This window comes from Pseudomonas sp. ABa2 (genome assembly GCF_056676075.1).
Genome location: NZ_CM155239.1, coordinates 2,131,481 through 2,156,940, shown reverse-complemented (window position 1 = coordinate 2,156,940; position 25,460 = coordinate 2,131,481). Strand labels below are relative to the sequence as shown.

The following is a 25,460-nucleotide window of genomic DNA, read 5'->3' as shown; positions in this document are numbered from 1 at the left end:
AGCAGATGGCCACCATCCATATAGACGGCAAGGCATACGAGGTCGACGGGGCGGACAACCTGCTCCAGGCCTGCCTGTCGCTCGGCCTGGACATCCCCTACTTCTGCTGGCACCCGGCGCTCGGCAGCGTCGGCGCCTGCCGCCAGTGCGCGGTCAAGCAGTTCAACGACGAGAACGACCAGCGCGGCCGCCTGGTGATGGCCTGCATGACCCCGGCCGGCAGCGCGCCATGGATATCCATCGAAGACGAAGAAGCGCGCCAGTTCCGCGAGAGCGTGGTCGAGTGGCTGATGACCAACCACCCGCACGACTGCCCGGTGTGCGAGGAAGGTGGCCACTGCCACCTGCAGGACATGACCGTGATGACCGGCCACAGCCAGCGGCGCTACCGCTTCAGCAAACGCACCCACCTCAACCAGGACCTGGGCCCCTGCATCGGCCACGAGATGAACCGCTGCATCGTCTGCTACCGCTGCGTGCGCTACTACAAGGATTACGCCGGCGGCAGCGACCTGGGCGTGTACGGCGCCCACGCCAACCTCTACTTCGGCCGCGTCGAGGACGGCACCCTGGAGAGCGAGTTCTCCGGCAACCTCACCGAGGTCTGCCCGACCGGGGTATTCACCGACAAGACCCACTCGGCGCGCTACAACCGCAAATGGGACATGCAGTTCGCCCCGAGCATCTGCCACGGCTGCTCGCTGGGCTGCAACATCAGCCCCGGCGAGCGTTACGGCGAGATCCGCCGCATCGAGAACCGCTACCACGGCGCGATCAACCACTACTTCCTCTGCGACCGCGGCCGCTTCGGCTACGGCCACGTCAACCGCGCCGACCGCCCACGGCGGCCGCAGCTGGCCGACGGCACGCAGCTCGACCTGGACGCCGGACTGGACCGCGCCGCGGCGCTGCTGGCCGGCAAACGGGTGATCGGCATCGGCTCGCCGCGCGCCAGCCTGGAGAGCAACTTCGCTCTGCGCCAGCTGGTCGGTGCGGATCACTTCTACAGCGGCATCGCCGCCGGCGAGCTGCACTGCCTGCACCTGGCCGTGCAGCTGCTGCAGCACGGCCCGCTGCCCAGCGCCAGCCTGCGCGAGATGGAAGGCTGCGACGCCGCCCTGGTGCTCGGCGAAGACCTGACCCAGAGCGCCGCGCGCATGGCCCTGGCGCTGCGCCAGATGGTCAAGGGCAAGGCCGTGCAGCTGGCCGCGTCGCTGCAGGTGCAGCCCTGGCTCGACGCCGCGGTCAAGACCATCGGCCAGCAGGAGCGCTATCCGCTGCACAGCGCCACGCCGGACGCCACCCGCCTCGACGACGTGGCCCTGCCCTGGCACGGCGCGCCGGCCGATATCGCCCGCCTCGGCTTCGCCGTGGCCCACGCCCTGGATGCCGAGGCGCCGGCGGTGCCCGAACTGGACGAAGCCACTCGCCGCCATGCCGAGCGCATCGCCGCCGACCTGCTGGCCGCCGAACGGCCGCTGCTGATCGCCGGCACCTCGCTGGGCCAGCCGGCGCTGCTGCAGGCCGCCGCCAGCATCGCCAAGGCCCTGCACGAACACGGCAAGCACGCGCGCATCGGCCTGGTGCTGGGCGAGGCCAACAGCCTGGGCCTGGCCCTGCTCGGCGGCGACTCGGCCGACGCCGCCCTGCACGCGCTGATCGACGGCAAGGCCGAGGCCGCCGTGGTGCTGGAGAACGACCTGTACCGCCGCGCCAACCATGCCGTGGTCGAGGCCGCGCTGCAGGCGGCCGGCAGCCTGCTGGTGCTCGATCACCAGCACGGCGCCACCGCCGCCTGCGCCGACCTGCTGCTGCCGGCCGCCAGCTTCGCCGAGGGCGACGGCACCCTGGTCAACCAGGAGGGCCGCGCCCAGCGCTTCTTCCAGGTGTTCGAGCCGAGCTACTACGACCCCGACTGCCTGATCCGCGAGGGCTGGCGCTGGCTGCACGCCCTGCACTGCACCCGCGACGGCCGCGCGGTGGACTGGACCCAGCTGGATCAGGTCACCGCCGCCTGCGCCGAGGCGATTCCGGCACTGGCCGGCATAGTCGAGGCGGCGCCGTCGGCGGCGTTTCGCATCAAGGGCCTGAAGCTGGCGCGCGAGCCGCACCGCTACAGCGGCCGCACCGCCATGCGCGCCAACCAGAGCGTGCACGAGCCGCGCGCGCCGCAGGACATCGACAGCGCCTTCGCCTTCTCCATGGAGGGCTACGCCGGCAGCACCGAGCCGCGCCAGCAGGTGGCCTTCGCCTGGGCGCCGGGGTGGAACTCGCCGCAGGCCTGGAACAAGTTCCAGGACGAAGTGGGCGGCCACCTGCGCGCCGGCGACCCCGGCGTGCGCCTGCTGGAACCTTCCGGTGCGCGCCTGGACTGGTGCCACGACATTCCGCCGGCCTTCGTCGCCGAACCCGGCTGCTGGCGGCTGGTGGCGCGTCAGCAGCTGTTCGGCAGCGAGGAAACCAGCGCCCTGGCCGCGCCGATCCAGGCGCGCATGGCGCCGCCCTGCGCCACCCTGGCGCGCGCCGACGGCCAGCGCCTGGGCCTGAGCGAGGGCGCACGGGTGCGCCTGCAGATCGCCGGCGAGTCGTTCGAGCTGCCGCTGCAGCTGAGCGATCGGCTGGCCCCCGGCCTGCTCGCCCTGCCCCATGGCATCGCCGGGCTGCCGGCAGTGTTCGACGGCCTGCTGGCCGAGCGCATCGAAGAGGTGCGGCCATGAGCTGGTTCGGCCCCGAGCTGCTGGCGATCCTCAGCGCCGTGCTCAAGGCACTGGTCATCCTGGTCGCCGTGGTGCTCTGCGGCGCCCTGCTCAGCTGGGTCGAGCGGCGCCTGCTGGGGCTCTGGCAGGATCGCTACGGGCCCAACCGGGTCGGTCCGTTCGGCGCCTTCCAGCTCGGCGCGGACATGATCAAGATGTTCTTCAAGGAGGACTGGACGCCGCCGTTCGCCGACCGCCTGATCTTCACCCTGGCGCCCATAGTCGCCCTCAGCGCGCTGCTGATCGCCTTCGCCGTGGTGCCCATCACCCCTACCTGGGGCATCGCCGACCTGAATATCGGCCTGCTGTTCTTCTTCGCCATGGCCGGCCTTGCGGTCTATGCCGTGCTGTTCGCCGGCTGGTCCAGCGCCAACAAGTTCGCCCTGCTCGGCAGCCTGCGCGCCTCGGCGCAGACGGTGTCCTACGAGGTGTTCATGGGCCTGGCGCTGATGGGTGTGGTGGCCCAGGCCGGCACCTTCAACCTGCGCGAGATAGTCGACTACCAGCACCAGCACCTGTGGTTCATCGTTCCGCAGTTCCTCGGCTTCTGCACCTTCTTCATCGCCGGCGTGGCGGTCACCCACCGTCATCCGTTCGACCAACCGGAGGCCGAACAGGAACTGGCCGACGGCTACCACATCGAGTACGCCGGGATGAAATGGGGGATGTTCTTCGTCGGCGAGTACATCGGCATCGTGCTGGTCTCGGCGCTGCTGGTAACGCTGTTCTTCGGCGGCTGGCACGGCCCGCTGCTGCCGCCCTTCGTCTGGTTCGCGCTGAAGACGGCGTTCTTCATCATGCTGTTCATCCTGCTGCGCGCGTCCATACCGCGGCCGCGCTACGACCAGGTGATGAACTTCAGCTGGCTGGTATGCCTGCCGCTGACCCTGCTCAACCTGCTGGTGACCGGCGCCCTGGTGCTGGTCGCGGCGGCTTAGGGAGGTTGCTATGTTCCGCGCCATCGGCCACATCCTGCACGGCACCTACACCCAGCTACGCAGCCTGGCGATGATCTTCGCCCACGCCTTTCGCAAGCGCGACACCCTGCAGTACCCGGAGGAGCCGGTGTACCTGCCGCCGCGCTACCGCGGGCGCATCGTGCTGACCCGCGACCCCGACGGCGAGGAACGCTGCGTGGCCTGCAACCTCTGTGCGGTGGCCTGCCCGGTGGCCTGCATCTCGCTGCAGAAGGCCGAGAGCGCCGACGGCCGCTGGTACCCGGAGTTCTTCCGCATCAACTTCTCGCGCTGCATCTTCTGCGGCCTGTGCGAGGAGGCCTGCCCGACCACCGCGATCCAGCTCACCCCGGACTTCGAGATGTGCGAGTTCGACCGCCAGCAGCTGGTGTACGAGAAGGACGACCTGCTGATCGCCGGCCCCGGCAAGTACCCGGACTACAACTTCTACCGGGTGGCCGGCCTGGCCATCGCCGGCAAACCCAAGGGCGCGGCGCTGAACGAGGCCGAGCCGGTCAATGTGAAGGGGTTGTTGCCATGACGAGAACATTCGCGTCGATAGGCTCCATGCGGCTCCCCGGAGGGGTTACCACGCAGGATCCTGCCAACATTCAATTCATCAGGCGCGCGAAGTCCCCCGTCAGGAGGCCGAACGGAGGTATTGCGCAGGGGGACGAGCCGCAGGGACGCGGCGAGAGGCGTAATGGGCCAGGGATGGCCCATGTACGCCGGCCCCCGGAGCGATACCGGAGAGAGGGGAGTCGAGCGCAGCGAGCCCCGGATGCAGGGGCGTGTTTCTTTTGCTTACTTTTCTTTGCACGAGCAAAGAAAAGTAAGGCGCCCGAGGGGGCGCAACCAGAGCTACCGGCACACGCAAAAGCGGCGGCTGCCTTTGCACCTGAAGTGCTCCAAAAACATAGACCTGAGGGAAGCCACTGACCATGGCCATCGCCTTCTACCTCTCCGGCGCCATCGCCCTGCTCGCCACGTTGCGGGTGATCGGCCACCACAACCCGATCCACGCCCTGCTCTACCTGATCATTTCGCTGCTGGCCGTGGCCATGTGCTTCTTCGCCCTCGGCGCGCCCTTCGCCGGGGCGCTGGAGATCATCGTCTACGCCGGGGCGATCATGGTGCTGTTCGTCTTCGTGGTGATGATGCTCAACCTCGGCCCGGCGGTGATCGCCCAGGAGCGCAAGTGGCTGACCCCGGGCATCTGGATCGGCCCCGGCATCCTCGCCGCGCTGCTGCTGGCCTTGCTGCTGCATGCCCTGTGGCGGCTCGACGGCGGCCAGCCGCTGGGGCACACCACGGTGCCGCCCAAGGCGGTGGGCATCAGCCTGTTCGGCCCCTACCTGCTGGCGGTGGAACTGGCCTCGATGCTGCTGCTGGCGGCGCTGGTCGCCGCCTTCCACCTCGGCCGCGCGGAGGCCAACCAGCCATGATCGACACGGTACCGCTGGAACACGGCCTGGCCCTGGCCGTACTGCTGTTCTGCCTGGGCCTGCTGGGCCTGCTGGTGCGGCGCAACATCCTGTTCATGCTGATGAGCCTGGAGGTGATGATGAACGCCGCCGCCCTCGCCTTCGTCGTCGCCGGCAGCCGCTGGGCGCAGGCCGACGGCCAGGTGATGTTCATCCTGGTGATCACCCTGGCCGCCGCCGAGGCGGCCATCGGCCTGGCCATCCTGCTGCAGCTGTACCGCCGCCACGACAGCCTCGACATCGACTCGGCCAGCGAGATGCGCGGATGAACCTGTTGCCCCTGACCCTGCTCCTGCCGCTGCTCGGCTTCCTCGCCCTGGCGTTCTCCCGCGGGCGCCTGAGCGAGAACCAGGCGGCGACCATCGGCGTCGGCTCGGTCGGCCTCGCCGCGCTGACCGCGCTGTGGGTCGGCTGGCAGTTCCTCAGCGCGCCGCCGGCCGGCGGCGTCCACGTCCAGCCGCTGTGGCAGTGGCTGGACGTGGACGGTTTCGCCCCGGCCATCGCCCTGCACCTGGACGGTCTGTCGCTGACCCTGCTCGGCGTGGTCAGCGGCGTCGGCTTTCTCATCCACCTGTTCGCCAGCTGGTACATGCGCGGCGAGGAAGGCTACGCGCGCTTCTTCGCCTACATGAACCTGTTCGTCGCCAGCATGTTGCTGCTGGTGCTCGGCGACAACCTGCTGGCGCTGTACTTCGGCTGGGAAGGCGTGGGCCTGTGCAGCTACCTGCTGATCGGTTTCTACTACCGTAACCCGGCCAACGGCGCGGCGGCGCTGAAGGCCTTCATCGTCACCCGCATCGGCGACGTGTTCCTCGCCCTCGGCCTGTTCCTGCTCTACCACGCCCTCGGCACGCTGAACATCCGCGAGCTGCTGGAGCTGGCGCCGCAACGCTTCGCCAGCGGCGATGCGCTGCTGACCCTGGCCACCCTGCTGCTGCTCGGCGGCGCGGTGGGCAAGTCGGCGCAGCTGCCGCTGCAGACCTGGCTGGCCGACGCCATGGCCGGCCCGACCCCGGTGTCGGCGCTGATCCACGCCGCCACCATGGTCACCGCCGGGGTCTACCTGATCGCCCGCTGCCACGGCCTGTTCAGCCTGGCGCCGCTGAGCCTCGGCCTGGTCGGCGCGGTGGGCGCCATCACCCTGCTGCTGGCCGGCTGCGCGGCGCTGGTGCAGCGCGACATCAAGCGCATCCTGGCCTACTCGACCATGAGCCAGATCGGCTACATGTTCCTCGCCCTGGGCGTCGGCGCCTGGCAGGCGGCGATCTTCCACCTGATGACCCACGCCTTCTTCAAGGCCCTGCTGTTCCTCAGCGCCGGCGCGGTGATCAACGCCTGCCACCACGAGCAGGACATCTTCAGGATGGGCGGCCTGCGCCGGCGTCTGCCGCTGGTCTACGCCTGCTTCCTGGTCGGCGGCGGCGCCCTGGCCGCGCTGCCGCTGGTGACCGCCGGCTTCTATTCCAAGGACGAGATCCTCTGGCAGGCCCTGGCCGGCGGCGAGCGCCTGCTGCTGGCGGCCGGCCTGGTCGGCGCCCTGCTCACCTCGCTGTACACCTTCCGCCTGATCTTCATCGCCTTCCACGGCCAGGCGCAGATCGACGCCCACCCCGGCCAGGGCCTCGCCCACTGGCTGCCGCTGGGCCTGCTGCTGGTGCTGTCGACCTTCGTCGGCGGCCTGATCGTCCCGCCGCTGGCCGATGTGCTGCCGGCCGGCCCCGGGGCGGCCCACGGTGACGGTAGGCTGGGCCTGGAGCTGCTGTCCTCGGCGGTGGCGATCATCGGCGTGGCGCTGGCCGCCGGCCTGTTCCTCGGCCAGCGCCGGCACGTCGCGGCACTGGCCGCCAGCGCCCCGGGACGCCTGCTGGTGGCCTGGTGGGGCGCGGCCTGGGGCTTCGACTGGCTCTACCAGCGGCTGTTCGTGCTGCCCTACCTGTGGCTGTGCCGGCTACTGGCCCGCGACCCCTGCGACCGCGGCCTCGGCCTGCTGCCGCGCCTGGCGCGGCTGGCGCACCTGCTGCTGAGCCTGAGCCAGACCGGCCGGCTGCGCTGGTACGCCGCCTCGCTGGCGGGCGGCGCGGTGCTACTGCTGGGAGCCCTGGCATGGACTTAAGGGTCGGTTGCCGTTTCGTTCGTGAGCCGCGTTGCTGCGCCAAATGGCGCCAGGTTAGGCGCAGGACGCCGGTAATGGCCATTCCCTTGCCAAGTCCTGCAACAACAGCTGGCGCCATTTGCCGCGCAACCCTACGGGCCGGGCCGGTTTTTCCGCGGTGCGTTGTTACTCGACGGCTCATTTGGACGACCAAACTTCGCGTCTCGTGCCTAGCCCCACGGAAAAACCGGCTCCGGCGCGGCCACGAACGAAACGGCAACCGACCCTAGCATGGAGGCGGCATGATCCTGCCCTGGCTGATCCTTATCCCCTTTATCGGCGGCCTGCTGTGCTGGCTGGGCGAGCAGCGCAGCCAGACCCTGCCGCGCTGGCTGGCGCTGCTGACCATGCTCCTGGTGCTGGCGCTGGGCCTGCTGCTCTGGGCCCAGGGCGACTTCCAGCTGGCGCCGATGCCGGGCCGCGATCCGGTCTGGGAGCTGGAATTCAAGCAGCCGTGGATTCCCCGCCTGGGCATCAACATCCACCTGGCGCTGGACGGCCTGTCGCTGCTGATGATCCTGCTCACCGGCCTGCTCGGGGTGCTCTCGGTACTCTGCTCCTGGCGCGAGATCCAGGCGCGGGTGGGTTTCTTCCACCTCAACCTGATGTGGATTCTCGGCGGGGTGATCGGCGTGTTCCTCGCCCTCGACCTGTTCCTGTTCTTCTTCTTCTGGGAAATGATGCTGGTGCCGATGTACTTCCTCATCGCCCTGTGGGGGCACAGCGCGGCGGACGGCAGCAGCTCGCGGATCAATGCGGCGACCAAGTTTTTCATCTACACCCAGGCCAGCGGCCTGATCATGCTGGTGGCCATCCTCGGCCTGGTGCTCAGCCACTTCAATGCCAGCGGCGTGCTCACCTTCGACTACGCCCTGCTGCTGCGCGCCGAGCTCGCGCCCGGCCTGGAATACCTGCTGATGCTGGGTTTCTTCGTCGCCTTCGCGGTCAAGCTGCCGGTGGTGCCGCTGCACTCCTGGCTGCCCGACGCCCATGCCCAGGCGCCGACCGCAGGTTCCGTGGACCTGGCCGGCATCCTGCTGAAGACCGCCGCCTACGGCCTGCTGCGCTTCGCCGTGCCGCTGTTTCCCAACGCCTCGGCCGAATTCGCCCCCATCGCCATGGGCCTCGGCCTGCTCGGCATCGTCTACGGCGCACTGCTGGCCTTCGCCCAGAGCGACATCAAGCGGCTGATCGCCTACACCAGCGTCTCGCACATGGGCTTTATCCTGATCGGCATCTACAGCGGCCACCCCCTGGCGCTGCAGGGCGTGGTGGTGCAGATGCTCGCCCACGGCCTGTCGGCGGCGGCGCTGTTCATCCTCTGCGGCCAGCTCTACGAGCGCCTGCACACCCGCGAGCTGGGGCAGATGGGCGGGCTGTGGAGCCGCATGCACTACCTGCCGGGGATCACCCTGTTCTTCGCCGCCGCCAGCCTGGGCATGCCCGGCACCGGCAACTTCGTCGGCGAATTCCTGATCCTGCTCGGCGCGTTCAAGGACTGGCCCTGGTTCACTGTCGTCGCCGCCAGCGGCCTGGTGCTGGCCTCGGTCTATGCCCTGATCATGATGCAGCGCGCCTTCTACGGGCCGGCTAAGAGCGAGGCGGCGCTGCAGGCGCTGGACGGCCGCGAGCTGGCCATGCTGCTCGGCCTGGTGGCGCTGCTGCTGTGGCTCGGGCTGTTCCCCCAGGCGGTGCTGGACACCTCGGCGGCCAGCATGCAGGGCGTGCAGCAGTGGCTGAGCGCGGCCTTCGCCCAACTGACGGTCGCGAGGTAGCCGGCCATGGATCTACGCCTCGAGCACTTCATCGCCCTGCTGCCGCTGCTGGTCTGCGCCGCCACTGCCATCGCGGTGATGCTCGGCATCGCCTGGCGCCGCAGCCATCGGCAGAGCTTTCTGCTCAGCGTGATCGGCCTCAACCTGGCGCTGCTGGCCCTGCTGCCGGCGCTGCGGGTGATGCCGCTGGAGGTCACCCCGCTGCTGCGCATCGACAGCTTCGCCGCCTTCTACATGGCGCTGATCCTGGTGGCCACCCTGGCCTGCGTGACCCTGGCCCACGCCTACCTCGGCGAGGGCCGCGGCAAGGGCTACCCGGGCAACCGCGAGGAGCTCTACCTGCTGATGCTGCTCAGCGCCTGCGGCGGCCTGGTACTGGTCAGCGCGCAGCACCTGGCCGGGCTGTTTATCGGGCTGGAGCTGCTCTCGGTGCCGACCTACGCCCTGGTCGCCTACGCCTTCTTCAACCGCCGCTCGCTGGAGGCCGGGATCAAGTACATGATCCTCTCCGCTGCCGGCAGCGCCTTCCTGCTGATGGGCATGGCCCTGCTCTACGCCGAATCCGGCAGCCTGGCCTTCGCCGCCATCGGCGCCAGCCTCGGCACCCCCGGCCTGCTGGCGCAGTCGGCGCTGGGCCTGATGCTGGTGGGCCTGGCCTTCAAGCTGTCGCTGGTGCCCTTCCACCTGTGGACGCCGGACGTCTACGAAGGCGCGCCGGCGCCGGTCGCCGCCTTCCTCGCCACTGCCAGCAAGGTGGCGGTGTTCGCCGCCCTGCTGCGCCTGTTCCAGCTGGCGCCGGTGGCCGCCGCGCCGGCCCTGCACGAGCTGCTCGCGGCCCTGGCGGTGGCCTCGATCCTGGTGGGCAACCTGCTGGCGCTGCTGCAGAACAACCTCAAGCGCCTGCTCGGCTATTCCTCCATCGCCCACTTCGGCTACCTGCTGGTGGCCCTGGTGGCCAGCCGCGGCCTGGCCCTGGAAGCCGCCGCGGTGTACCTGGTGACCTACGTGCTGACCACCCTCGGCGCCTTCGGCGTGATCAGCCTGATGTCCACCCCCTACAGCGGTCGCGACGCCGACGCCCTGTACGAGTACCGCGGCCTGTTCTGGCGGCGCCCGTACCTGACCGCGGTGCTCACCGTGATGATGCTGTCGCTGGCCGGGATTCCGCTCACCGCCGGCTTCATCGGCAAGTTCTACCTGATCGCCGTGGGCGTCGAGGCGCGCCTGTGGTGGCTGCTCGGCGCCCTGGTGCTGGGCAGTGCCATCGGCCTGTTCTACTACCTGCGGGTGATGGTCACCCTTTACCTGCGCGAGCCCAATCTGCATCGCCACGACGCGCCCTTCGACTGGGGCCAGCGCGCCGGCGGCATGATGCTGTTGCTGGTGGCGCTGCTGGCGTTCGCCATCGGCGTCTATCCGCAACCCCTGCTGGCCATGCTGCAGGGCGTCGCGCTCGGCTGACACCGGCAAGATTCCGCTAGGCCCGAGCGGGCCAATGGCGGGTTTCCGCCACCCGCTGTGCGCTGCGTCACGGGGCTTTTCCCGTGGTCACGGCGCTGGCGGAAAATCGCCACCCTGGCACAGCCCTTGCCATGCAAGCCACCAGCCTTGACCGCGAACCGGCGCTGCCGAGCTCCGCCGCCCGCGGCCAACGCCACCAACACCGGGCGCCCCGCGCCTCACCACAGATAAGAAGAAAAAGGTAGCAAGATGCTCAACACGATCCGCGCCCTGGCCGTCTGCGCCCTGGCGCTCAGCTCGCTTGCGGCGCTCAGCGCCCAGGCCGACGAAGCCATCCTGATCAAGTTCTCCCACGTGGTCGCAGACGGCACCCCCAAGGGCCAGGGCGCGTTGCTGTTCAAGCAACTGGTGGAGGAGCGCCTGGCCGGCAAGGTCAGGGTCGAGGTCTACCCCAACTCCAGCCTGTACGGCGACGCCAACGAGCTGGAGGCCCTGCGCAACAACGAGGTGCAGCTGCTGGCGCCCTCGCTGGCCAAGTTCGAGCAGTACACCAAGCAGCTGCAGGTGTTCGACCTGCCCTTCCTGTTCGACGACCTCGACGCGGTCAACCGCTTCCAGAAGCGCGCCAAGGGCCGCCAGCTGCTGCGCTCGATGGAGGATCACAACATCGTCGGCCTGGCCTATTGGCACAACGGCATGAAGCAGCTGTCCGCCACCCGCGCGCTGCAGATGCCCGGCGACGCCAATGGCCTGAGCTTCCGCATCCAGCCCTCGGCGGTGCTCGAGGCGCAGTTCCGCCAGCTCGGTGCAGGCGCGCAGAAGCTGCCGTTCGCCGAAGTGTTCAAGGCGCTGCAGAGCGGCCAGGTGCAGGGCGCGGAGAACCCCTGGTCGAACATCCATAGCCAGAAGCTGCACGAGGTGCAGCCCTTCATCAGCGAGACCAACCACGGCGTGCTGGACTACATGCTGGTGAGCAACTCGCGCTTCTGGTACGGCATTCCACACCAGATCCGCATGGAACTGGAAGGCATCATCGACGAAGTCACCTACGCGGTGAACCGCCAGGCCGAAGCCGCCAATCAGGCCGATCGCCAGCGCATCCTCGACTCCGGACGCAGCCAGGTGCTCGAACTCAGCGCCGAGCAGCGCCAGGCCTGGCGCGACGCCATGCGCCCGGTGTGGCAGCAGTTCGAAACGGCGATCGGCAGCGATGTGATCAAGGCCGCGCAGACGGTCAACCGCAAGCACCGCGACTAGCCTGGCGGAATCCCGCCAAGGCGCTTCAGGCCGCCGGCAACTGCTCCGGCGGCAGCGGATGACCGAGCAGGTAGCCCTGCAGCGAATCGCAGCCCAGCTCGGTGAGGAAGGCCTGCTGCTGGCGGGTCTCCACGCCCTCGGCGACGATGCGCAGGTTCAGCGCCTGGCCCAGGGCGACGATGGCCGAGACGATCGCGGCATCGTCGCCGTCATGCTGCAGATCGCGGACGAAGCCGCGGTCGATCTTCAGCTCGTTGGCCGGCAGGCGCTTGAGGTAGAGCAGGCTGGAATAGCCGGTGCCGAAGTCGTCGATGGCGATGTCCACGCCCATGGCCGATAGCTGCTGGAGAATCGCCAGACTGGCGTTCACATCGTGCATCGCCGTGCTCTCGGTGATCTCCAGGGTCAGGCAGTTGGCCGGCAGCTCATGCCGCGCCAGGGCCTGGCGCACGCTGTCGACCAGCTCACCGTGGCAGAACTGCAGCGCCGACAGGTTCACCGCCACCCGCCAGTCGCTGCGCCCCTGCTGGTACCACAGGCGCATCTGCCGACAGGCCTCGTCCAGCACCCAGTCACCGATGGCGATGATCAGCCCGGTCTTCTCCGCCAGGCCGATGAAACGATCCGGCGCCAGCAGCCCCTGTTGCGGATGCTGCCAGCGCAGCAGCGCCTCGGCGCCGATCATGCGCTCGCTGCCGGTGGCGAACTTGGGCTGGTAGTAGAGACGGAACTCGCCGCGCTCCAGCGCCGCACGCAGGTCGTGCAGCAGCTGCAGCTGCTGGCGCGCGTTGGTGTTCATCGAGCGCTCGAAGAAGCTGTAGCCGTTCTTGCCCAGGCCCTTGGCGTGGTACATCGCCGCGTCGGCGTTGATCAGCAGCTCCTGCTGGTCGCTGCCGTCGCCCGGGTAGAGGGCGATGCCGACGCTGGTGGAGACGCGCAACTCGTGCCCCTCGACCAGGAACGGCTGGCTCAGCAGACTGACCACCTGCCCCGCGAGGTTGGCCGCGTCCTGCGCCTGACGCAGCTCGGCGAGCAGGACGAACTCGTCGCCGCCGATCCGCGCCAGGCTGTCCTGGGCGCGCAGATGGGCGCGCAGACGCTGGGCCACGGCCACCAGCAGCTGGTCGCCGACATGATGGCCGAAGGCGTCGTTGACCGGCTTGAAGCCGTCCAGGTCCATGAACAGCAGGGCGAAATGGCCGCCGTTGCGCCCGACCTTGAGGATGCCCTGGCCGATGCGGTCTTCCAGCAGCAGACGGTTGGGCAGCTTGGTCAGGCCATCGTGCAGGGCCAGCTGGGTCAGCTCGGCGTTGGCCTTGGCCAGCGAGCTGCTGAGTAGCGCGGTACGCGCCTCCAGGCGGGCGTCGAGGATCGAGGTGAGCAGCGCGATGGCCAGCACCGCCAGGGTCACGACCACCACCAGGCTGGCCAGCCAGCCGCTGTCCAGGCCGCTGCCGGCGGCGGCGCAGTAGCTGCCGGCGGGGAAGTTCGCCGCGGCCATGCCGGTGAAGTGCATGCCGACGATGGCGATGCCCATGATCACCGCCGCGCCGCCGCGGGCCAGGCGCACGTAGGGCGTGTCGCGGCGCAGGCGGAAGGCGATCGACAAGGCCGCGCCCGAGGCGAGCACGGCGATCAGCAGCGACAGGGCGAAGAGCAACGGGTCGTAGTCGATCCCCGGCTGCATGCGCAGCGCCGCCATGCCGATGTAGTGCATGGCGCCGATCCCCGCGCCCATGGCCAGTGCGCCCAGCCCCAGGTGCCAGGCTGGCAGCTCGGGCTGGCTGACCAGCCACAGGGCGAAGCCCGAGGCGAGCATGGCGATGGCCAGCGACAGCAGGGTGATGGCGAGGTCGTAACCCAAGGGGATCGGCAGGCTGAAGGCGAGCATGCCGACGAAGTGCATGGACCAGATGCCGATGCCCATGGCCACCGCGCCGCCGGCGATCCACAGCGACTGGGCGATGCCCTTGGCGCTGGCGATGCGTCCGGCCAGATCGAGCGCCGTGTAGGACGCCAGGATGGCCACGCACAGCGACAGCACAACCAGGGATAAATCGTAACTACCGATCAGCATCGAAACTCTCTACAGGCGTTGCGCCGACCGCGGAGCGGCGCACGCTCCGAATCCCTGATGGCCAGTTGCAAGCATTGACGACAAGAGCGCGAATCTTAGCGGAAAGCCCGTTTCCGGGTGAGGGCAAAAAACACCTGACTAACGAGTCGAGCTGCTGTTCGTCGCCCGCTCGTCGCTTTCATGCAATCGCTCGAGCTGCCAGCCGCCGCCGAGGGCGGCGATCAGCTGCACGCTGGCGGTCAGCCGGCTGCCGAGCAGGGTCAGGCTGGAACGCTCGTTGCTCAGCGCGGTGGCCTGCACGTTGACCACGCTGTTGAAGTCCAGGGTGCCGGCGCGGTACTGGTTTTCGATCAGGCGCAGCGACTCGCGCGCGGCGTCCAGCGCCTGCTGCTGCACCTCGCTCTCCTGCTCCAGCACGCGCAGCTGCACCAGCTGATCCTCGACCTCGCGAAAGCTGTCGAGCACGGCCTGGCGGTACTGCGCCACGGTCTGGTCGTAGACCGCCTCGGTGCGCTCCAGCTCGGCGCGGCGGGCGCCGCCGTCGAACAGGCTCAACGCCAGTTGCGGGCCGAGCGACCAGAAACGGTTGGGCACCTCGATCCAGTCGGCGAAGCTGCTGCCGCGGTAGCCGCCACTGGCGGAGATCGTCAGATCGGGGAACCAGGCGGCCTCGGCCACGCCGATCTGCGCATTGGCGGCCATCACCCGGCGCTCGGCGGCAGCCACGTCGGGGCGCCGTTCGAGCAGCTGCGAGGGCAGCGCCACGGGGATCTGCGGCAGCCCCGGCACGCCGTCGCGCGCGGCGATGGCCAGTTCGGCCGGGCTGGCGCCGACCAGCACGGCGATGGCGTGCTCCAGCTGGGCGCGCTGCCACTGCAGATCGATGGCCTGGGCCTGGGTGCTCTTGAGCTGGGTGATGGCCTGGGTCACGTCGGACTTGGGCACGATGCCGGCCCGGTACTGGTTCTCGGTCAGGCGCAGCGAACGGGCGTAGGCGGCCACGGTGGCATCGAGCAGGCGCTTCTGCTCATCCAGCACGCGCAACTGCAGGTAGTTCTGCACCAGCTCGCTCTGCAGGCTCAGGCGCGCGGCGGCCAGGTCGGCGGCGCTGGCGTCATATTCGGCGCGGCTGGACTCCAGGCCGCGGCGCAGCTTGCCCCAGATATCCAGCTCCCAGGCCGCATTGAGGCCCAGTTCGTAGGTCTTGGAGATGCGCGCGGCGTTGGAGCCGCTGACGCTCACCCCGTCGCCGGTGCTGATGGTGCTGTCGCCGCCGCCCTGCCCCGCGCGGGTCACCCCGGCGCTGGCGGACAGGCTCGGGTAGAAGCTGGCGCGCGCGCCGCGCACCAGGGCGCGGGCCTGGCGGTACTGGGCCTCGGCGGCGGCCAGGTTCTGGTTGGACAGCTGCAGGCGCTCGACCAGCGCGTTGAGTTCGGCGTCACCGTACAGCTCCCACCAGGCGCCGCGTTCCAGGGCGTCGCCGGGGCTGGCCGCCTTCCAGCCTTCGATCTGCTTGAACTGCATGGGCGCCGCCAGCTCGGGGCGCTGGTAGTCGGGGCCGAGCATGCAGCCACTCAGCACGCCGGCCAGCAACAGGGACAGGAGGGTTTTGCCGACAGGAGCCTGGGTCATAGCGGATTTTCCAACGAAGCATCGGTGCGCACGCCGCGCCAGCGGTTGACGCGGTGGCGCAGGCGGTCGAAGTAGAGGTAGATCACCGGCGTGGTGTAGAGGGTCAGCAGCTGGCTGAGCACCAGGCCGCCGACTATGGTGATGCCCAGCGGCTGACGCATCTCCGCCCCCTCGGCACTGCCCAGCACCAGCGGCAGCGCGCCGAGAATCGCGGCCAGGGTGGTCATCAGGATCGGCCGAAAGCGCAGCAGGCAGGCGCGGCGAATGGATTCCTGCGGGCTGAGGCGCTCGCCGCGTTCCAGTTGCAGGGCCAGGTCAACCATCAGGATGGCGTTCTTCTTGACGATGCCGATCAGCAGGAACAGCCCCAGCAGCGAGATCAGGCTGAACTCCATGCCCACCAGCTGCAGCGCGAGCAAGGCACCGACGCCGGCCGAGGGCAAGGTGGAGAGGATGGTCAGCGGATGGATGTAGCTCTCGTAGAGCACGCCGAGGACGATGTACACCACCACCAGCGCCAGCAGGATCATCAGCGGCTGGTTGTCCTGGGTCTGCTGGAAGGCCGCACCGGTGCCGCCGAGCATGCCCTGTACCTCGCCGGGCAGGCCGAGCCGCGCCACCGCCGCCTCGATGGCGCGGCTGGCCTGGTCCAGGCTGACCCCTTCGGCCAGGGAGAAGCCGATGTTCTCGGCGGCGAACTGGCCCTGGTGGTTGACCCGGTCCTCCTCCAGGCTGCGCTCCCAGCGGGCAAAGGTGGACAGCGGCACACGCGCACCATCGGCGGTGATCAGCTGGATCTGGTCGAGCGCCTCGGGATGCTGGGCGTACAGCGGGTTGATCTCCATCACCACGCTGTACTGGTTGAGCGCCTCGTAGATGGTCGACACCTGGCGCTGGCTGAAGGCGTTGTTGAGCACCGCGGTGATCATGCTCATCTCCACGCCCAGGCGCTGCGCCGCTTCGCGGTCCACCACCAGGCGAATCTGCTGGGCGCCCTCGTTTTCCTTGGCGTCGATATCGGTCAGCTCGGGCAGCGCGCGCAGCGCCTCGCGCACCTTCGGCAGCCACTGGCGCAGGGCGTCGAGGTCGCCCGACAGCAGCATGTACTCGTTCTCCGAACTGCGCCCCTCGCGCCCGCCGATCTGCAGGTCCTGGTCCGGCATGAGGAACATGCGCCCGCCCGGCACCTTGGGCACGCTGGCGCGCAGGCGGTTGATCACCTGCTGCGCAGAGGCCTCGCGTTCACCCACGGGCTTCAAGCGCACGATCATAAAGGCGTTGTTGATCCCGCCGCTGCCGCCGATGAAGCCGGCCACGCTGTGCACCGCCGGGTCGGCCAGCACCGCCTTGCGGAAGATCTCCATCTTCGGCTGCATGACCTGGAACGACAGGCCGTCGTCGCCGCGGATAAAGCCGATCAGCTGGCCGGTGTCCTGCTGCGGCATGAAGGTCTTGGGAATGCTGACGAACAGGTAGACGTTCAGCGCAATGGTCGCCAACAGGCTCAGCAGCATCAGCAGCGAGTGACGCAACGCCCAGTCCAGGCTGCGCCCGTAGAAGGCCAGCACGCGGTTCTGCAGGCGCTCGCCCCACTGCTGCAGGCGACCCTGCGGCTGCTCGGCCTCGGCCTTGAGCCAGCGTGCGCAGAGCATCGGCGTCAACGTCAGCGACACCACCAGGGAGATCACCACGGCCACCGCCAGGGTGATGGAGAACTCGCGGAACAGCCGCTCGACTATGCCGCCCATGAACAGGATGGAGACGAACACCGCGACCAGCGACAGGTTCATCGACAGCAGGGTGAAGCCGACTTCGCGGGCGCCCTTGAACGCCGCGTCCATCGGTTTCTCGCCGTTATGAATGTGCCGCGAGATGTTCTCCAGCACCACGATGGCGTCGTCCACCACCAGGCCGGTGGCGATGATCAGCGCCATCAGCGACAGGTTGTTGAGCGAGAATCCCAGCAGGTACATGGCGGCGAAGCTGCCGATCAGCGACACCGGCACCGCCAGCGCCGGAATCAGCGCCGCGCGCCAGCGCCCGAGGAAGGCCAGCACCACCAGGATCACCAGGCCCACGGCGATCAGCAGGGTGCGCTCGGCTTCGTGCAGGGTGGCGCGGATCACCGGCGAACGGTCCATGGCCACTTCCAGGTCGACGCTGGCTGGGATCACCTCGCGCAGCGCCGGCAGCTCGGCACGTATGTCGGCGATGGTCTGCAGGATGTTCGCCCCGCTCTGCCGGTTGATCACCAGCAGCACGGCCTCGCGGTCGTTGAAGAAGCCGCTGTTGTAGCGGTCCTCGACGCCGTCGGTGACGGTGGCCACGTCGCCCAGGCGCACCGCGGCGCCGTCCTGGTAGCGGATGATCATCGGCAGGTAGTCGGCAGCCTTGGCCAGCTGGTCGCTGGCCTGCACCTGCCAGCGGCGCTGCTCGTCCTCCACCGCGCCCTTGGGCCGCAGGGCATTGCTCGCGGCGATGGTCTGGCGCACCTCGTCGAGGGCGATGCCGTACTGATCGAGCAGGCGCGGCTCCAGCGCCACCCGCACCGCCGGCAGCGAGCTGCCGCCGACCTGCACCTCGCCGACGCCGCCGACCTGGGCCAGCTTCTGCGCCAGGATGGTCGAGGCGACGTCGTACAGCTGGCCCTTGTTCAGCGTCGCGCTGGTCAGCGAGATGACCATGATCGGCGCCTGCGACGGATTGATCTTGCGGTAGCTGGGCATGGTCCGCATGCCGCTGGGCAGCAGCTCGCGCGCGGCATTGATCGCAGCCTGCACCTCGCGCGCGGCGGTGTTGATGTCCTTGTCCAGGTCGAACTGGATCATGATCCGCGTGTTGCCCTGGCTGCTGCGGCTGTTCATCTGGCTGACCCCGGCGATGGTGCCGAGCGAGCGCTCCAGCGGCGTGGCCACGGTCGAGGCCATGATCTGCGGGCTGGCGCCGGGCAGGCTGGCCTGCACGGTGATGGTGGGGAAATCCATCTGCGGCAGCGGCGCCACCGGCAGCAGGCCGAAGCTGACGCCGCCGAGCAGCATGATCGCCAGGCTCAGCAGCAGGGTCGCCACCGGGCGACGGATAAAGGGGGCGGAGAGGTTCATCTAGACCGCCAGCCCCGCCGCGCTACGCCCGCTGACGCGGCGCGACAGACGATCGAAGTACAGGTAGATCACCGGCGTGGTGAACAGGGTCAGCACCTGGCTGAGCAGCAGGCCGCCGACCATCACCAGGCCCAGCGGCTGGCGCAGCTCGGCGCCGGAGCCCGGGGCCAGCATCAGCGGGATGGCGCCGAACAGCGCGGCCAGGGTGGTCATCAGGATCGGCCTAAAGCGCAGCAGCGCCGCCTGGTAGATCGCATCCTGCGGCGCCATGCCCTGGTTGCGCTCGGCCTCCAGGGCGAAGTCGATCATCATGATCGCGTTCTTCTTGACGATGCCGATCAACAGGATGATGCCGATGATGGCGATCAGGCCCAGGTCGTTGCCGGTCAACAGCAGCGCCAGCAAGGCGCCGACCCCGGCCGAGGGCAGCGTGGAGAGAATGGTGATCGGGTGGATATAGCTCTCGTAGAGCACGCCGAGCACGATGTACATGGTGACGATGGCCGCCAGGATCAGCAGCAGGGTCGAGCTCAGCGAGGCGCGGAAGGCCTCGGCGGCGCCCTGGAACTGGGTGTCGATGGCGCCGGGCAGGCCGATCTCCTGCTCCACCCGCTCGATCACCGCCACCGCCTCGCCCAGCGACACCCCCGTGGCCAGGTTGAACGACAGGGTCACCGCCGGGAACTGGCCGATATGGTTGACCAGCAGGCTGGCCGGACGCTCCTCGATGCGCGCCAGCGAGGCCAGCGGCACCTGCTGGCCGTCGCCGGTGGCGACATGGATCTGCTCCAGCGCCGCCAGGCCGATGCGCCCGCCGTCGCGGCTCTCCAGCACCACGCGGTACTGACTGGCCTGGGTGTAGATGGTGCTGATCTGGCGTTGGCCAAAGGCGTCGTACAGCGCGTCGTCGATGTCGCCGACGCTGATCCCCAGACGCGCGGCGGCGTCGCGGTCGATCTGCAGGTACACCTGCAGGCCGCGGTTCTGCAGGTCGCTGGCCACGTCGGTGAGCACCGGCTGCTGGCGCAACGCCTCGACCAGGCGCGGCGTCCACTGCTCCAGCAGCGCGCCGTCCGGCGACTCCAGGGTGAACTGGAACTGGGTGCGGCTGATGCGATCCTCGATGGTCAAATCCTGCACCGGCTGCATGTACAGCTCGATGCCGGGAATGCGCGCCAGCTCGGGGCGCAGGCGCTCGATCACGGCGCTGGCGGTGACGTCGCGCGCGGCATGCGGCTTGAGGTTGATCAGCAGACGGCCGCTGTTGAGCGTCGGGTTGTCGCCGTCGACGCCGATGGACGAGGACAGGCTGGCCACCGCCGGGTCGCGCAGGATGACGTCGGCCAGGCGCTGCTGGCGCTCGCTCATGGCGGCGAAGGAAATCGACTGCGGCGCCTCGGAAATGCCCTGGATCACCCCGGTGTCCTGCACCGGGAAGAAGCCCTTGGGCACCGCCAGGTAGAGCAGCACGGTCAGGCCCAGGGTGGCCACCGCCACCAGCAGGGTCAGCGGCTGGTGCCTGAGCACCCAGGTCAGCCAGACGCCATAGCGCGCGATCATGGCGTCGATGACGGCGCCGGCGGCGCGGTAGAAGCGCCCTTCGTCCTCGGGCTTCTCGGCCTTGAGCAGGCGCGCGCACATCATCGGCGTCAGGCTCAGCGACACCACCAGGGAAATCAGGATGGCCACCGCCAGGGTGATGGCGAACTCGCGGAACAGCCGCCCGACCACATCGGCCATAAACAGCAGCGGGATCAGCACCGCGATCAGCGATAGGGTCAGCGAGACCAGGGTGAAGCCGATCTGCCGCGCGCCCTTGAGCGCGGCGTTCAGCGGCGTCTCGCCCTCCTCCAGGTGGCGGGCGATGTTCTCCAGCATGACGATGGCGTCGTCGACCACGAAACCGGTGGCGATGGTCAGCGCCATCAGCGTCAGGTTGTTGATGGTGAAACCGGCCAGGTACATTACGCCGAAGGTGCCGATCAGCGACAGCGGCACGACGATGGACGGAATCAGGGTGGCCGACAGTTTGCGCAGGAACAGGAAGGTCACCATCACCACCAGGGCGATGGCCAGCAGCAGTTCGTGCTGCACATCCGTCACCGCGGCGCGGATGGTCTGGGTGCGGTCGGTGAGCACCTTGACCTCGACGCTGGCCGGCAGGCCCTCGGTCAGGTGCGGCAGCAGCGCCTGGATGCGGTCGACCACCTCGATCACGTTGGCGCCGGGCTGGCGCTGCACGTTGACCAGCACCGCGGCGTTGCGATTGGCCCAGGCGGCCAGGCGCTCGTTCTCGGCGCCGTCATTGATCTCGGCGACGTCCTTCAAACGCAGCGCCGCGCCGTTCTGGTAGGTCAGGATCAGCTCGCGGTATTCCGCCACGGATTTGAGCTGGTCGTTGGCGTCGAGCTGGGAGACGCGGGTGGGGCCGTCGAAGTTGCCCTTGGGCTGGTTGACGTTGCTGGCGGTGATCAGGTTGCGCACGTCGGCCAGGCTCAGGCCGTAGGACGCCAGCGCCTCGGGATTGACCCGGATGCGCACCGCCGGACGCTGGCCGCCGGCCAGGGTGACCAGGCCGACGCCGCTGGTCTGCGCCAGTTTCTGCGCCAGGCGGGTATCGACCAGATCGAAAACCCGCGGCAGCGGCAGGCTCGCCGAGCTGAACGCCAGGGTCAGCACCGGGGTGTCGGCCGGGTTGACCTTGTTGTACACCGGCGGCGCCGGCAGGTCGCTGGGCAGCAGGTTGCTCGCCGCGTTGATCGCCGCCTGCACCTCCTGCTCGGCCACCGCCAGGGATACCTCCAGGTTGAAGCGCAGGGTGATCACCGAGGCGCCGCCGGAGCTGGTCGAGGACATCTGCTTGAGGCCGGCCATCTGGCCGAACTGGCGCTCCAGCGGCGCGGTCACCGCGCTGGTCATCACCTCCGGGCTGGCGCCCGGATAGAGGGTCAGCACGCGGATGGTCGGGTAATCCACCTCCGGCAGCGCCGACACCGGCAGCAGGCGGTAGGCGATCAGGCCGCTGAGGAAGATCGCCACCATCAGCAGCGTGGTGGCGACCGGCCGCAGGATGAAGGGGCGGGAGATGTTCATGCGTCGTTCCGCGGCTGGGCAGAACGCTCGCCCCGGCCCGGCTTGCCGCCCTCGCTCAGCGGTTGACGCGCCGCACCGTCCGGGCTGTGCACCACGGCCGGGTCGATCACCTCGACCTGGCTGCCGTCGCGCAGGCGGTCGGTGCCCTCCAGCACCAGCCGTTCGCCGGGCTGCACGCCGCCGGCCACCAGGCTGCGCTCGGCGTCGCTGGCGGCGATGGTCACCGGCCGCAGGCTGACCTTGCCACCCTCGTCGACTACGTAGACGAAGGTGCCCTGGGCGCCGAACTGCACGGCCGCCGAGGGGATGATGGTGGCCGCTTCGCGGGTTTCCACGCGCAGGCGCACGTTGACGAACTGGTTGGGGAACAGCATCTGCTCGGCATTGGCGAAGCGCGCCTTGAGCTTGACCGTGCCGGTGGCGGTATCGATCTGGTTGTCCAGGCTCTCCAGCACGCCGTCGGCCAGTTTCAGCCGCTCGCCGCGGTCCCAGGCCTCTACCGCCAGGATCGCGCCGCCGCGGGTGCGCTGCAGCACCGTCGGCAGGTCGCCCTCGGGGATGGTGAAGGTCACCGCGATCGGCAGGGTCTGGGTAATCACCACCAGCGGCGTGGTGTCGCCGGCGCTGACCAGGTTGCCGACGTCCAGCTGGCGCAGCCCGAGACGGCCGGAGATCGGCGCGCGGATCTGGGTGAAGTCGAGGTTGAGCCTGGCCGTGGCGACATCCGCCTGGTAACTCTGCAGGCTGCCGCGGTACTGGCCCACCAGCGCCTGCTGGGTGTCGAGGGTCTGCTTGGCGATGCTGTCTTCGGCGTACAGGCCCTGGTAGCGGGCCAGGTCCAGCTCGGCGTTCTTCAGCTGCGCCTGCTGCTCCTGCAGCGCGCCCTGGGCCTGCTGCAGCGCCGCCTGATAAGGACGCGGGTCGATCACCGCGAGCAGATCGCCGGCCTCGACCTGCTGGCCCTCCTCGAACAGCACCTTGACCAGCTCGCCGTCCACCCGCGAACGCACGTTGACCGTGTTGTAGGCGGTGACCGTGCCGAGGGCCTTGAGCTCGACGGCGAAGTCGTCGCGGCGCACCTCGGCCACCCGCACCGGCACCGGCCCCATGTCGCCGAAGCGGCCAGCGCCCATCGGCGCCTGCGCCTCGCTCGGCCAGAACCACCAGAGCAACAGCAGCAGCACGGCGAGCAGACTCAGGCCGATCAGCCACTGGCGGGAGGTTTTCGAGGTGGTCGAGGCGGTAACGGACATGGCGGGGACGGGTCACTTCTTGAGGGAGTCGGAACGATAAGCACTGACACCCGGCAAGCAAAGCCCATTTACCCGCTTTTTACGCTCCTCTTACGTTACCAACTGTTTGCAAAACGGCCCGTGGTGCGTAGCCCGGATGCCATCCGCGAGCGGGCTGGCGGGGCGCCGCTCTTTCCCGGTTTGCATCCGGGCCATGGGCGATGGCCGGCACAAATAAAAACGGCCTGCAGAGCAGGCCGTCGTTCCAGCACGGGCGGTTACTTGAGCACCGCCAGGGCCGCCGCGTAGTTCGGCTCGTCGGCGATCTCGCCGACCAGCTCGCTGTGCAGCACCTTGTCGTTCTCGTCCAGCACCACCACCGCACGGGCGGCGACGCCGGCCAGCGGGCCGCCGGCGATGGCCACGCCGTAGTTCTTGAGGAAATCGGCGCCGCGCATGGTCGACAGGTTGATCACGTTGTCCAGGCCTTCGGCGCCGCAGAAGCGCGCCTGGGCGAACGGCAGGTCGGCGGAGATGCACAGCACCACGGTGTTGGCCAGTTGCGCGGCCTCGGCGTTGAACTTGCGCACCGAGGTGGCGCAGGTCGGGGTGTCGATGCTGGGGAAGATGTTCAGCACCTTGCGCTTGCCGGCCAGGCTGGCCAGGCTGACGTCGCCGAGGTCCTTGCCGACCAGGCTGAAGGCCGGTGCTTGCTGACCGACCTGTGGCAGTTGACCGTCGACCGGAACCGGGTTGCCTTTGAGGGTGACTTGCGCCATGGGGAGAATCCTTTTCTGCGAAGTGAGGGTAGAAGAGTAAGGGCGCGATCCGGGCTTTTGGCAAGCCTAGAACGCGCCCTCGTCAGGCTGCGGATCAAGCTGACCCGGAGGTCAGACTACTTTGCCGACACTGGCGACACATTCGCTTGCTTGGCGAAGTACTCGCGGGTCAGCGCCACCACCACCGGGCTCAGCAACAGCAGCGAGAGCAGGTTGGGGATGGCCATCAGGCCGTTGAGGGTATCGGCCAGCAGCCAGGCGAAGTCCAGCTGGGCGATGGCGCCGAACGGCACCGCGACGACCCAGACCAGGCGGAACGGCAGGATCGCCTTGGTGCCGACCAGGTATTCCCAGCATTTCTCGCCGAAGTAGCTCCAGCCGAGGATGGTGGTAAAGGCGAATACCACCAGGGCAATGGTCAGGATCGCCCCGCCGATGCCCGGCATGGCCGACTCGAAGGCCGCCGCCGACAGTGCCGCGCCGCTGGCGCCGCTGGTCCACACGCCGGAGCAGATGATCGCCAGACCGGTCATCGAGCAGATGATGATGGTGTCGATGAAGGTCCCGAGCATGCCGATCATCCCCGAGCGCACCGGGCTGCTGGTGGTGCCGGCCGCCTGGGCGATACCGGCGGTGCCGAGGCCCGCCTCGTTGGAGAAGATGCCGCGGGCCACGCCGAAGCGGATCGCCGCCATCACCGCCGCACCGGCGAAGCCACCGGTGGCGGCGATCGGGGTGAAGGCGTAGGTGAAGATCATCTCGAAGGCCGCCGGAATCTGGCTGGCGTTGACCACCAGTACGACGATGGAGGCGACGATGTAGGCCACGCACATGGCCGGCACCAGCGAGGCGGCGACCTTGCCGATGCGCTTGATGCCACCGAGGATGACCAGGCCGACGAACACCATGGTCACCAGGCCGGTGACCCACAGCGGCACGCTGAAGGTGGTTTCCAGGGCGTGGGCCATGGAGTTGACCTGCACCATGTTGCCGATGCCGAAGCCGGCCAGGCCGCCGAAGATGGCGAAGGCGCCGCCGAGCCAGGCCCACTTGGCGCCCAGGCCGTTCTTGATCGCGTACATCGGGCCGCCGACGTGCTCGCCGCGGTCGTCCTTCTCGCGGTAGTGCACGGCCAGTACCACTTCGCAGTACTTGGTGGCCATGCCCACCAGCGCGGTGCACCACATCCAGAACAGCGCGCCGGGGCCGCCGAGGAAGATGGCGGTGGCCACGCCGGCGATGTTGCCGGTGCCGACGGTGGCGGCCAGGCAGGTCATCAGCGCCTGGAACGGGCTGATCTCGCCGCTTTCTTCGTCGTCTTTCTTGCGCCCCTGCCACATCAGTTTGAAGCCGGGGCCGATCTTGGCCAGCGGCATGAACTTCAGGCGCAGCATGAGGAACAGCCCGGTACCGAGGATCAGCACCAGCATGGGTGGGCCCCAGACCAGGCCGTTGAGTTGGTTCACCAAGTTGGTTATGGCTTCCATTGAAGGGTCCTTATTCTTGTAGTTGCGCGGTTGGGTACCCGTCGCGTGATCGACTGCCGGATAGACAGTGCCGTTTTTTCGTCACCGCCCCGCGCTGCACCAGGGTTGCCGGATCGAGGGGGCGGCTAAGTATACGAAGACGAAATAAGTTCTTTTCACTATTTAGAAAAAAATTAACGCGACCATTCTCCAAACGGTTGGGGAAAAGCCGCACGAAA

General features: G+C 68.7%; 16 protein-coding genes. 9 read left to right on the top strand and 7 right to left on the bottom strand.

Going from position 1 to position 25,460, the window contains the following annotated elements:
* Window positions 1-5: 5 nt before the first annotated feature.
* The 9 genes from nuoG (at window position 6) to AC1G9C_RS10530 (ending at window position 11,841) form a co-directional block, all read left to right on the top strand.
* Window positions 6-2,717: an NADH-quinone oxidoreductase subunit NuoG gene (gene nuoG, locus AC1G9C_RS10570; RefSeq protein WP_480410137.1), complete on the top strand. Its 2,712-nt coding sequence runs from the start codon at window positions 6-8 to the stop codon at window positions 2,715-2,717.
* On the top strand, window positions 2,714-3,694 hold the full coding sequence (nuoH, locus tag AC1G9C_RS10565) for an NADH-quinone oxidoreductase subunit NuoH (RefSeq protein WP_480410136.1): 981 nt from the start codon (window positions 2,714-2,716) through the stop codon (window positions 3,692-3,694). The genes nuoG and nuoH overlap by 4 nt, the downstream gene beginning before the upstream one ends.
* A gap of 10 nt (window positions 3,695-3,704) precedes the next feature.
* Window positions 3,705-4,253: an NADH-quinone oxidoreductase subunit NuoI gene (gene nuoI, locus AC1G9C_RS10560; RefSeq protein ID WP_021444219.1), complete on the top strand. Its 549-nt coding sequence runs from the start codon at window positions 3,705-3,707 to the stop codon at window positions 4,251-4,253.
* Window positions 4,254-4,653: 400 nt separating this feature from the next.
* Window positions 4,654-5,157, top strand: coding sequence for an NADH-quinone oxidoreductase subunit J (gene nuoJ, locus AC1G9C_RS10555; protein ID WP_122107800.1), 504 nt, complete (start codon window positions 4,654-4,656; stop codon window positions 5,155-5,157).
* Window positions 5,157-5,465 carry an NADH-quinone oxidoreductase subunit NuoK gene (gene nuoK / locus AC1G9C_RS10550; protein WP_122108003.1) on the top strand — a complete coding sequence of 103 codons (309 nt, stop codon included), beginning with the start codon at window positions 5,157-5,159 and terminating at the stop codon, window positions 5,463-5,465. The genes nuoJ and nuoK overlap by 1 nt, the downstream gene beginning before the upstream one ends.
* Entirely contained in the window at window positions 5,462-7,309 is a 1,848-nt protein-coding gene (nuoL, locus tag AC1G9C_RS10545; RefSeq protein WP_480410135.1) for an NADH-quinone oxidoreductase subunit L, read from the top strand. The genes nuoK and nuoL overlap by 4 nt, the downstream gene beginning before the upstream one ends.
* A 281-nt stretch (window positions 7,310-7,590) precedes the next feature.
* Complete coding sequence (gene nuoM / locus AC1G9C_RS10540; RefSeq protein WP_457790564.1) at window positions 7,591-9,123, top strand: NADH-quinone oxidoreductase subunit M; 1,533 nt, start codon at window positions 7,591-7,593, stop codon at window positions 9,121-9,123.
* A 6-nt stretch (window positions 9,124-9,129) separates the two neighbouring features.
* Complete coding sequence (gene nuoN, locus AC1G9C_RS10535; protein ID WP_480410134.1) at window positions 9,130-10,584, top strand: NADH-quinone oxidoreductase subunit NuoN; 1,455 nt, start codon at window positions 9,130-9,132, stop codon at window positions 10,582-10,584.
* A gap of 249 nt (window positions 10,585-10,833) precedes the next feature.
* On the top strand, window positions 10,834-11,841 hold the full coding sequence (locus tag AC1G9C_RS10530; protein ID WP_397497145.1) for a TRAP transporter substrate-binding protein: 1,008 nt from the start codon (window positions 10,834-10,836) through the stop codon (window positions 11,839-11,841).
* A gap of 25 nt (window positions 11,842-11,866) precedes the next feature.
* On the opposite strand, the gene AC1G9C_RS10525 is transcribed toward AC1G9C_RS10530, so the two are convergent.
* From AC1G9C_RS10525 to AC1G9C_RS10495, 7 genes are all read right to left on the bottom strand, one after another.
* A complete protein-coding gene (locus AC1G9C_RS10525; protein WP_480410133.1) occupies window positions 11,867-13,918 on the bottom strand; it encodes a putative bifunctional diguanylate cyclase/phosphodiesterase in 2,052 nt (683 codons plus the stop codon).
* Between the two features lie 138 nt (window positions 13,919-14,056).
* A complete protein-coding gene (locus AC1G9C_RS10520) occupies window positions 14,057-15,550 on the bottom strand; it encodes an efflux transporter outer membrane subunit (protein WP_480410132.1) in 1,494 nt (497 codons plus the stop codon).
* Window positions 15,547-18,651, bottom strand: coding sequence for a multidrug efflux RND transporter permease subunit (locus AC1G9C_RS10515; RefSeq protein WP_480410131.1), 3,105 nt, complete (start codon window positions 18,649-18,651; stop codon window positions 15,547-15,549). The genes AC1G9C_RS10520 and AC1G9C_RS10515 overlap by 4 nt, the downstream gene beginning before the upstream one ends.
* Complete coding sequence (locus AC1G9C_RS10510) at window positions 18,652-21,744, bottom strand: MdtB/MuxB family multidrug efflux RND transporter permease subunit (RefSeq protein WP_480410130.1); 3,093 nt, start codon at window positions 21,742-21,744, stop codon at window positions 18,652-18,654.
* Window positions 21,741-22,997, bottom strand: a complete 1,257-nt coding sequence (locus AC1G9C_RS10505) for an MdtA/MuxA family multidrug efflux RND transporter periplasmic adaptor subunit (RefSeq protein ID WP_480410129.1) — start codon at window positions 22,995-22,997, stop codon at window positions 21,741-21,743. The genes AC1G9C_RS10510 and AC1G9C_RS10505 overlap by 4 nt, the downstream gene beginning before the upstream one ends.
* A gap of 257 nt (window positions 22,998-23,254) precedes the next feature.
* Window positions 23,255-23,755 (bottom strand): thiol peroxidase, encoded by a 501-nt coding sequence (gene tpx, locus AC1G9C_RS10500; RefSeq protein WP_021441837.1) that lies wholly within the window; start codon window positions 23,753-23,755, stop codon window positions 23,255-23,257.
* A gap of 116 nt (window positions 23,756-23,871) precedes the next feature.
* Window positions 23,872-25,242 (bottom strand): alanine/glycine:cation symporter family protein, encoded by a 1,371-nt coding sequence (locus tag AC1G9C_RS10495; protein WP_122107789.1) that lies wholly within the window; start codon window positions 25,240-25,242, stop codon window positions 23,872-23,874.
* Window positions 25,243-25,460 lie beyond the last annotated feature (218 nt).

What these genes read in the sequence shown, in the direction of transcription:
- nuoN (WP_480410134.1), top strand. Translation starts at nt 9,130, where the DNA reads ATGGATCTACGCCTCGAGCACTTCATCGCCCTGCTGCCGCTGCTGGTC.
- nuoM (WP_457790564.1), top strand. Translation starts at nt 7,591, where the DNA reads ATGATCCTGCCCTGGCTGATCCTTATCCCCTTTATCGGCGGCCTGCTG.
- AC1G9C_RS10520 (WP_480410132.1), bottom strand. Translation starts at nt 15,550, where the DNA reads ATGACCCAGGCTCCTGTCGGCAAAACCCTCCTGTCCCTGTTGCTGGCC.
- AC1G9C_RS10525 (WP_480410133.1), bottom strand. Translation starts at nt 13,918, where the DNA reads ATGCTGATCGGTAGTTACGATTTATCCCTGGTTGTGCTGTCGCTGTGC.
- nuoJ (WP_122107800.1), top strand. Translation starts at nt 4,654, where the DNA reads ATGGCCATCGCCTTCTACCTCTCCGGCGCCATCGCCCTGCTCGCCACG.
- nuoH (WP_480410136.1), top strand. Translation starts at nt 2,714, where the DNA reads ATGAGCTGGTTCGGCCCCGAGCTGCTGGCGATCCTCAGCGCCGTGCTC.
- nuoG (WP_480410137.1), top strand. Translation starts at nt 6, where the DNA reads ATGGCCACCATCCATATAGACGGCAAGGCATACGAGGTCGACGGGGCG.
- AC1G9C_RS10505 (WP_480410129.1), bottom strand. Translation starts at nt 22,997, where the DNA reads ATGTCCGTTACCGCCTCGACCACCTCGAAAACCTCCCGCCAGTGGCTG.
- tpx (WP_021441837.1), bottom strand. Translation starts at nt 23,755, where the DNA reads ATGGCGCAAGTCACCCTCAAAGGCAACCCGGTTCCGGTCGACGGTCAA.
- AC1G9C_RS10495 (WP_122107789.1), bottom strand. Translation starts at nt 25,242, where the DNA reads ATGGAAGCCATAACCAACTTGGTGAACCAACTCAACGGCCTGGTCTGG.
- nuoI (WP_021444219.1), top strand. Translation starts at nt 3,705, where the DNA reads ATGTTCCGCGCCATCGGCCACATCCTGCACGGCACCTACACCCAGCTA.
- AC1G9C_RS10515 (WP_480410131.1), bottom strand. Translation starts at nt 18,651, where the DNA reads ATGAACCTCTCCGCCCCCTTTATCCGTCGCCCGGTGGCGACCCTGCTG.
- AC1G9C_RS10530 (WP_397497145.1), top strand. Translation starts at nt 10,834, where the DNA reads ATGCTCAACACGATCCGCGCCCTGGCCGTCTGCGCCCTGGCGCTCAGC.
- AC1G9C_RS10510 (WP_480410130.1), bottom strand. Translation starts at nt 21,744, where the DNA reads ATGAACATCTCCCGCCCCTTCATCCTGCGGCCGGTCGCCACCACGCTG.
- nuoL (WP_480410135.1), top strand. Translation starts at nt 5,462, where the DNA reads ATGAACCTGTTGCCCCTGACCCTGCTCCTGCCGCTGCTCGGCTTCCTC.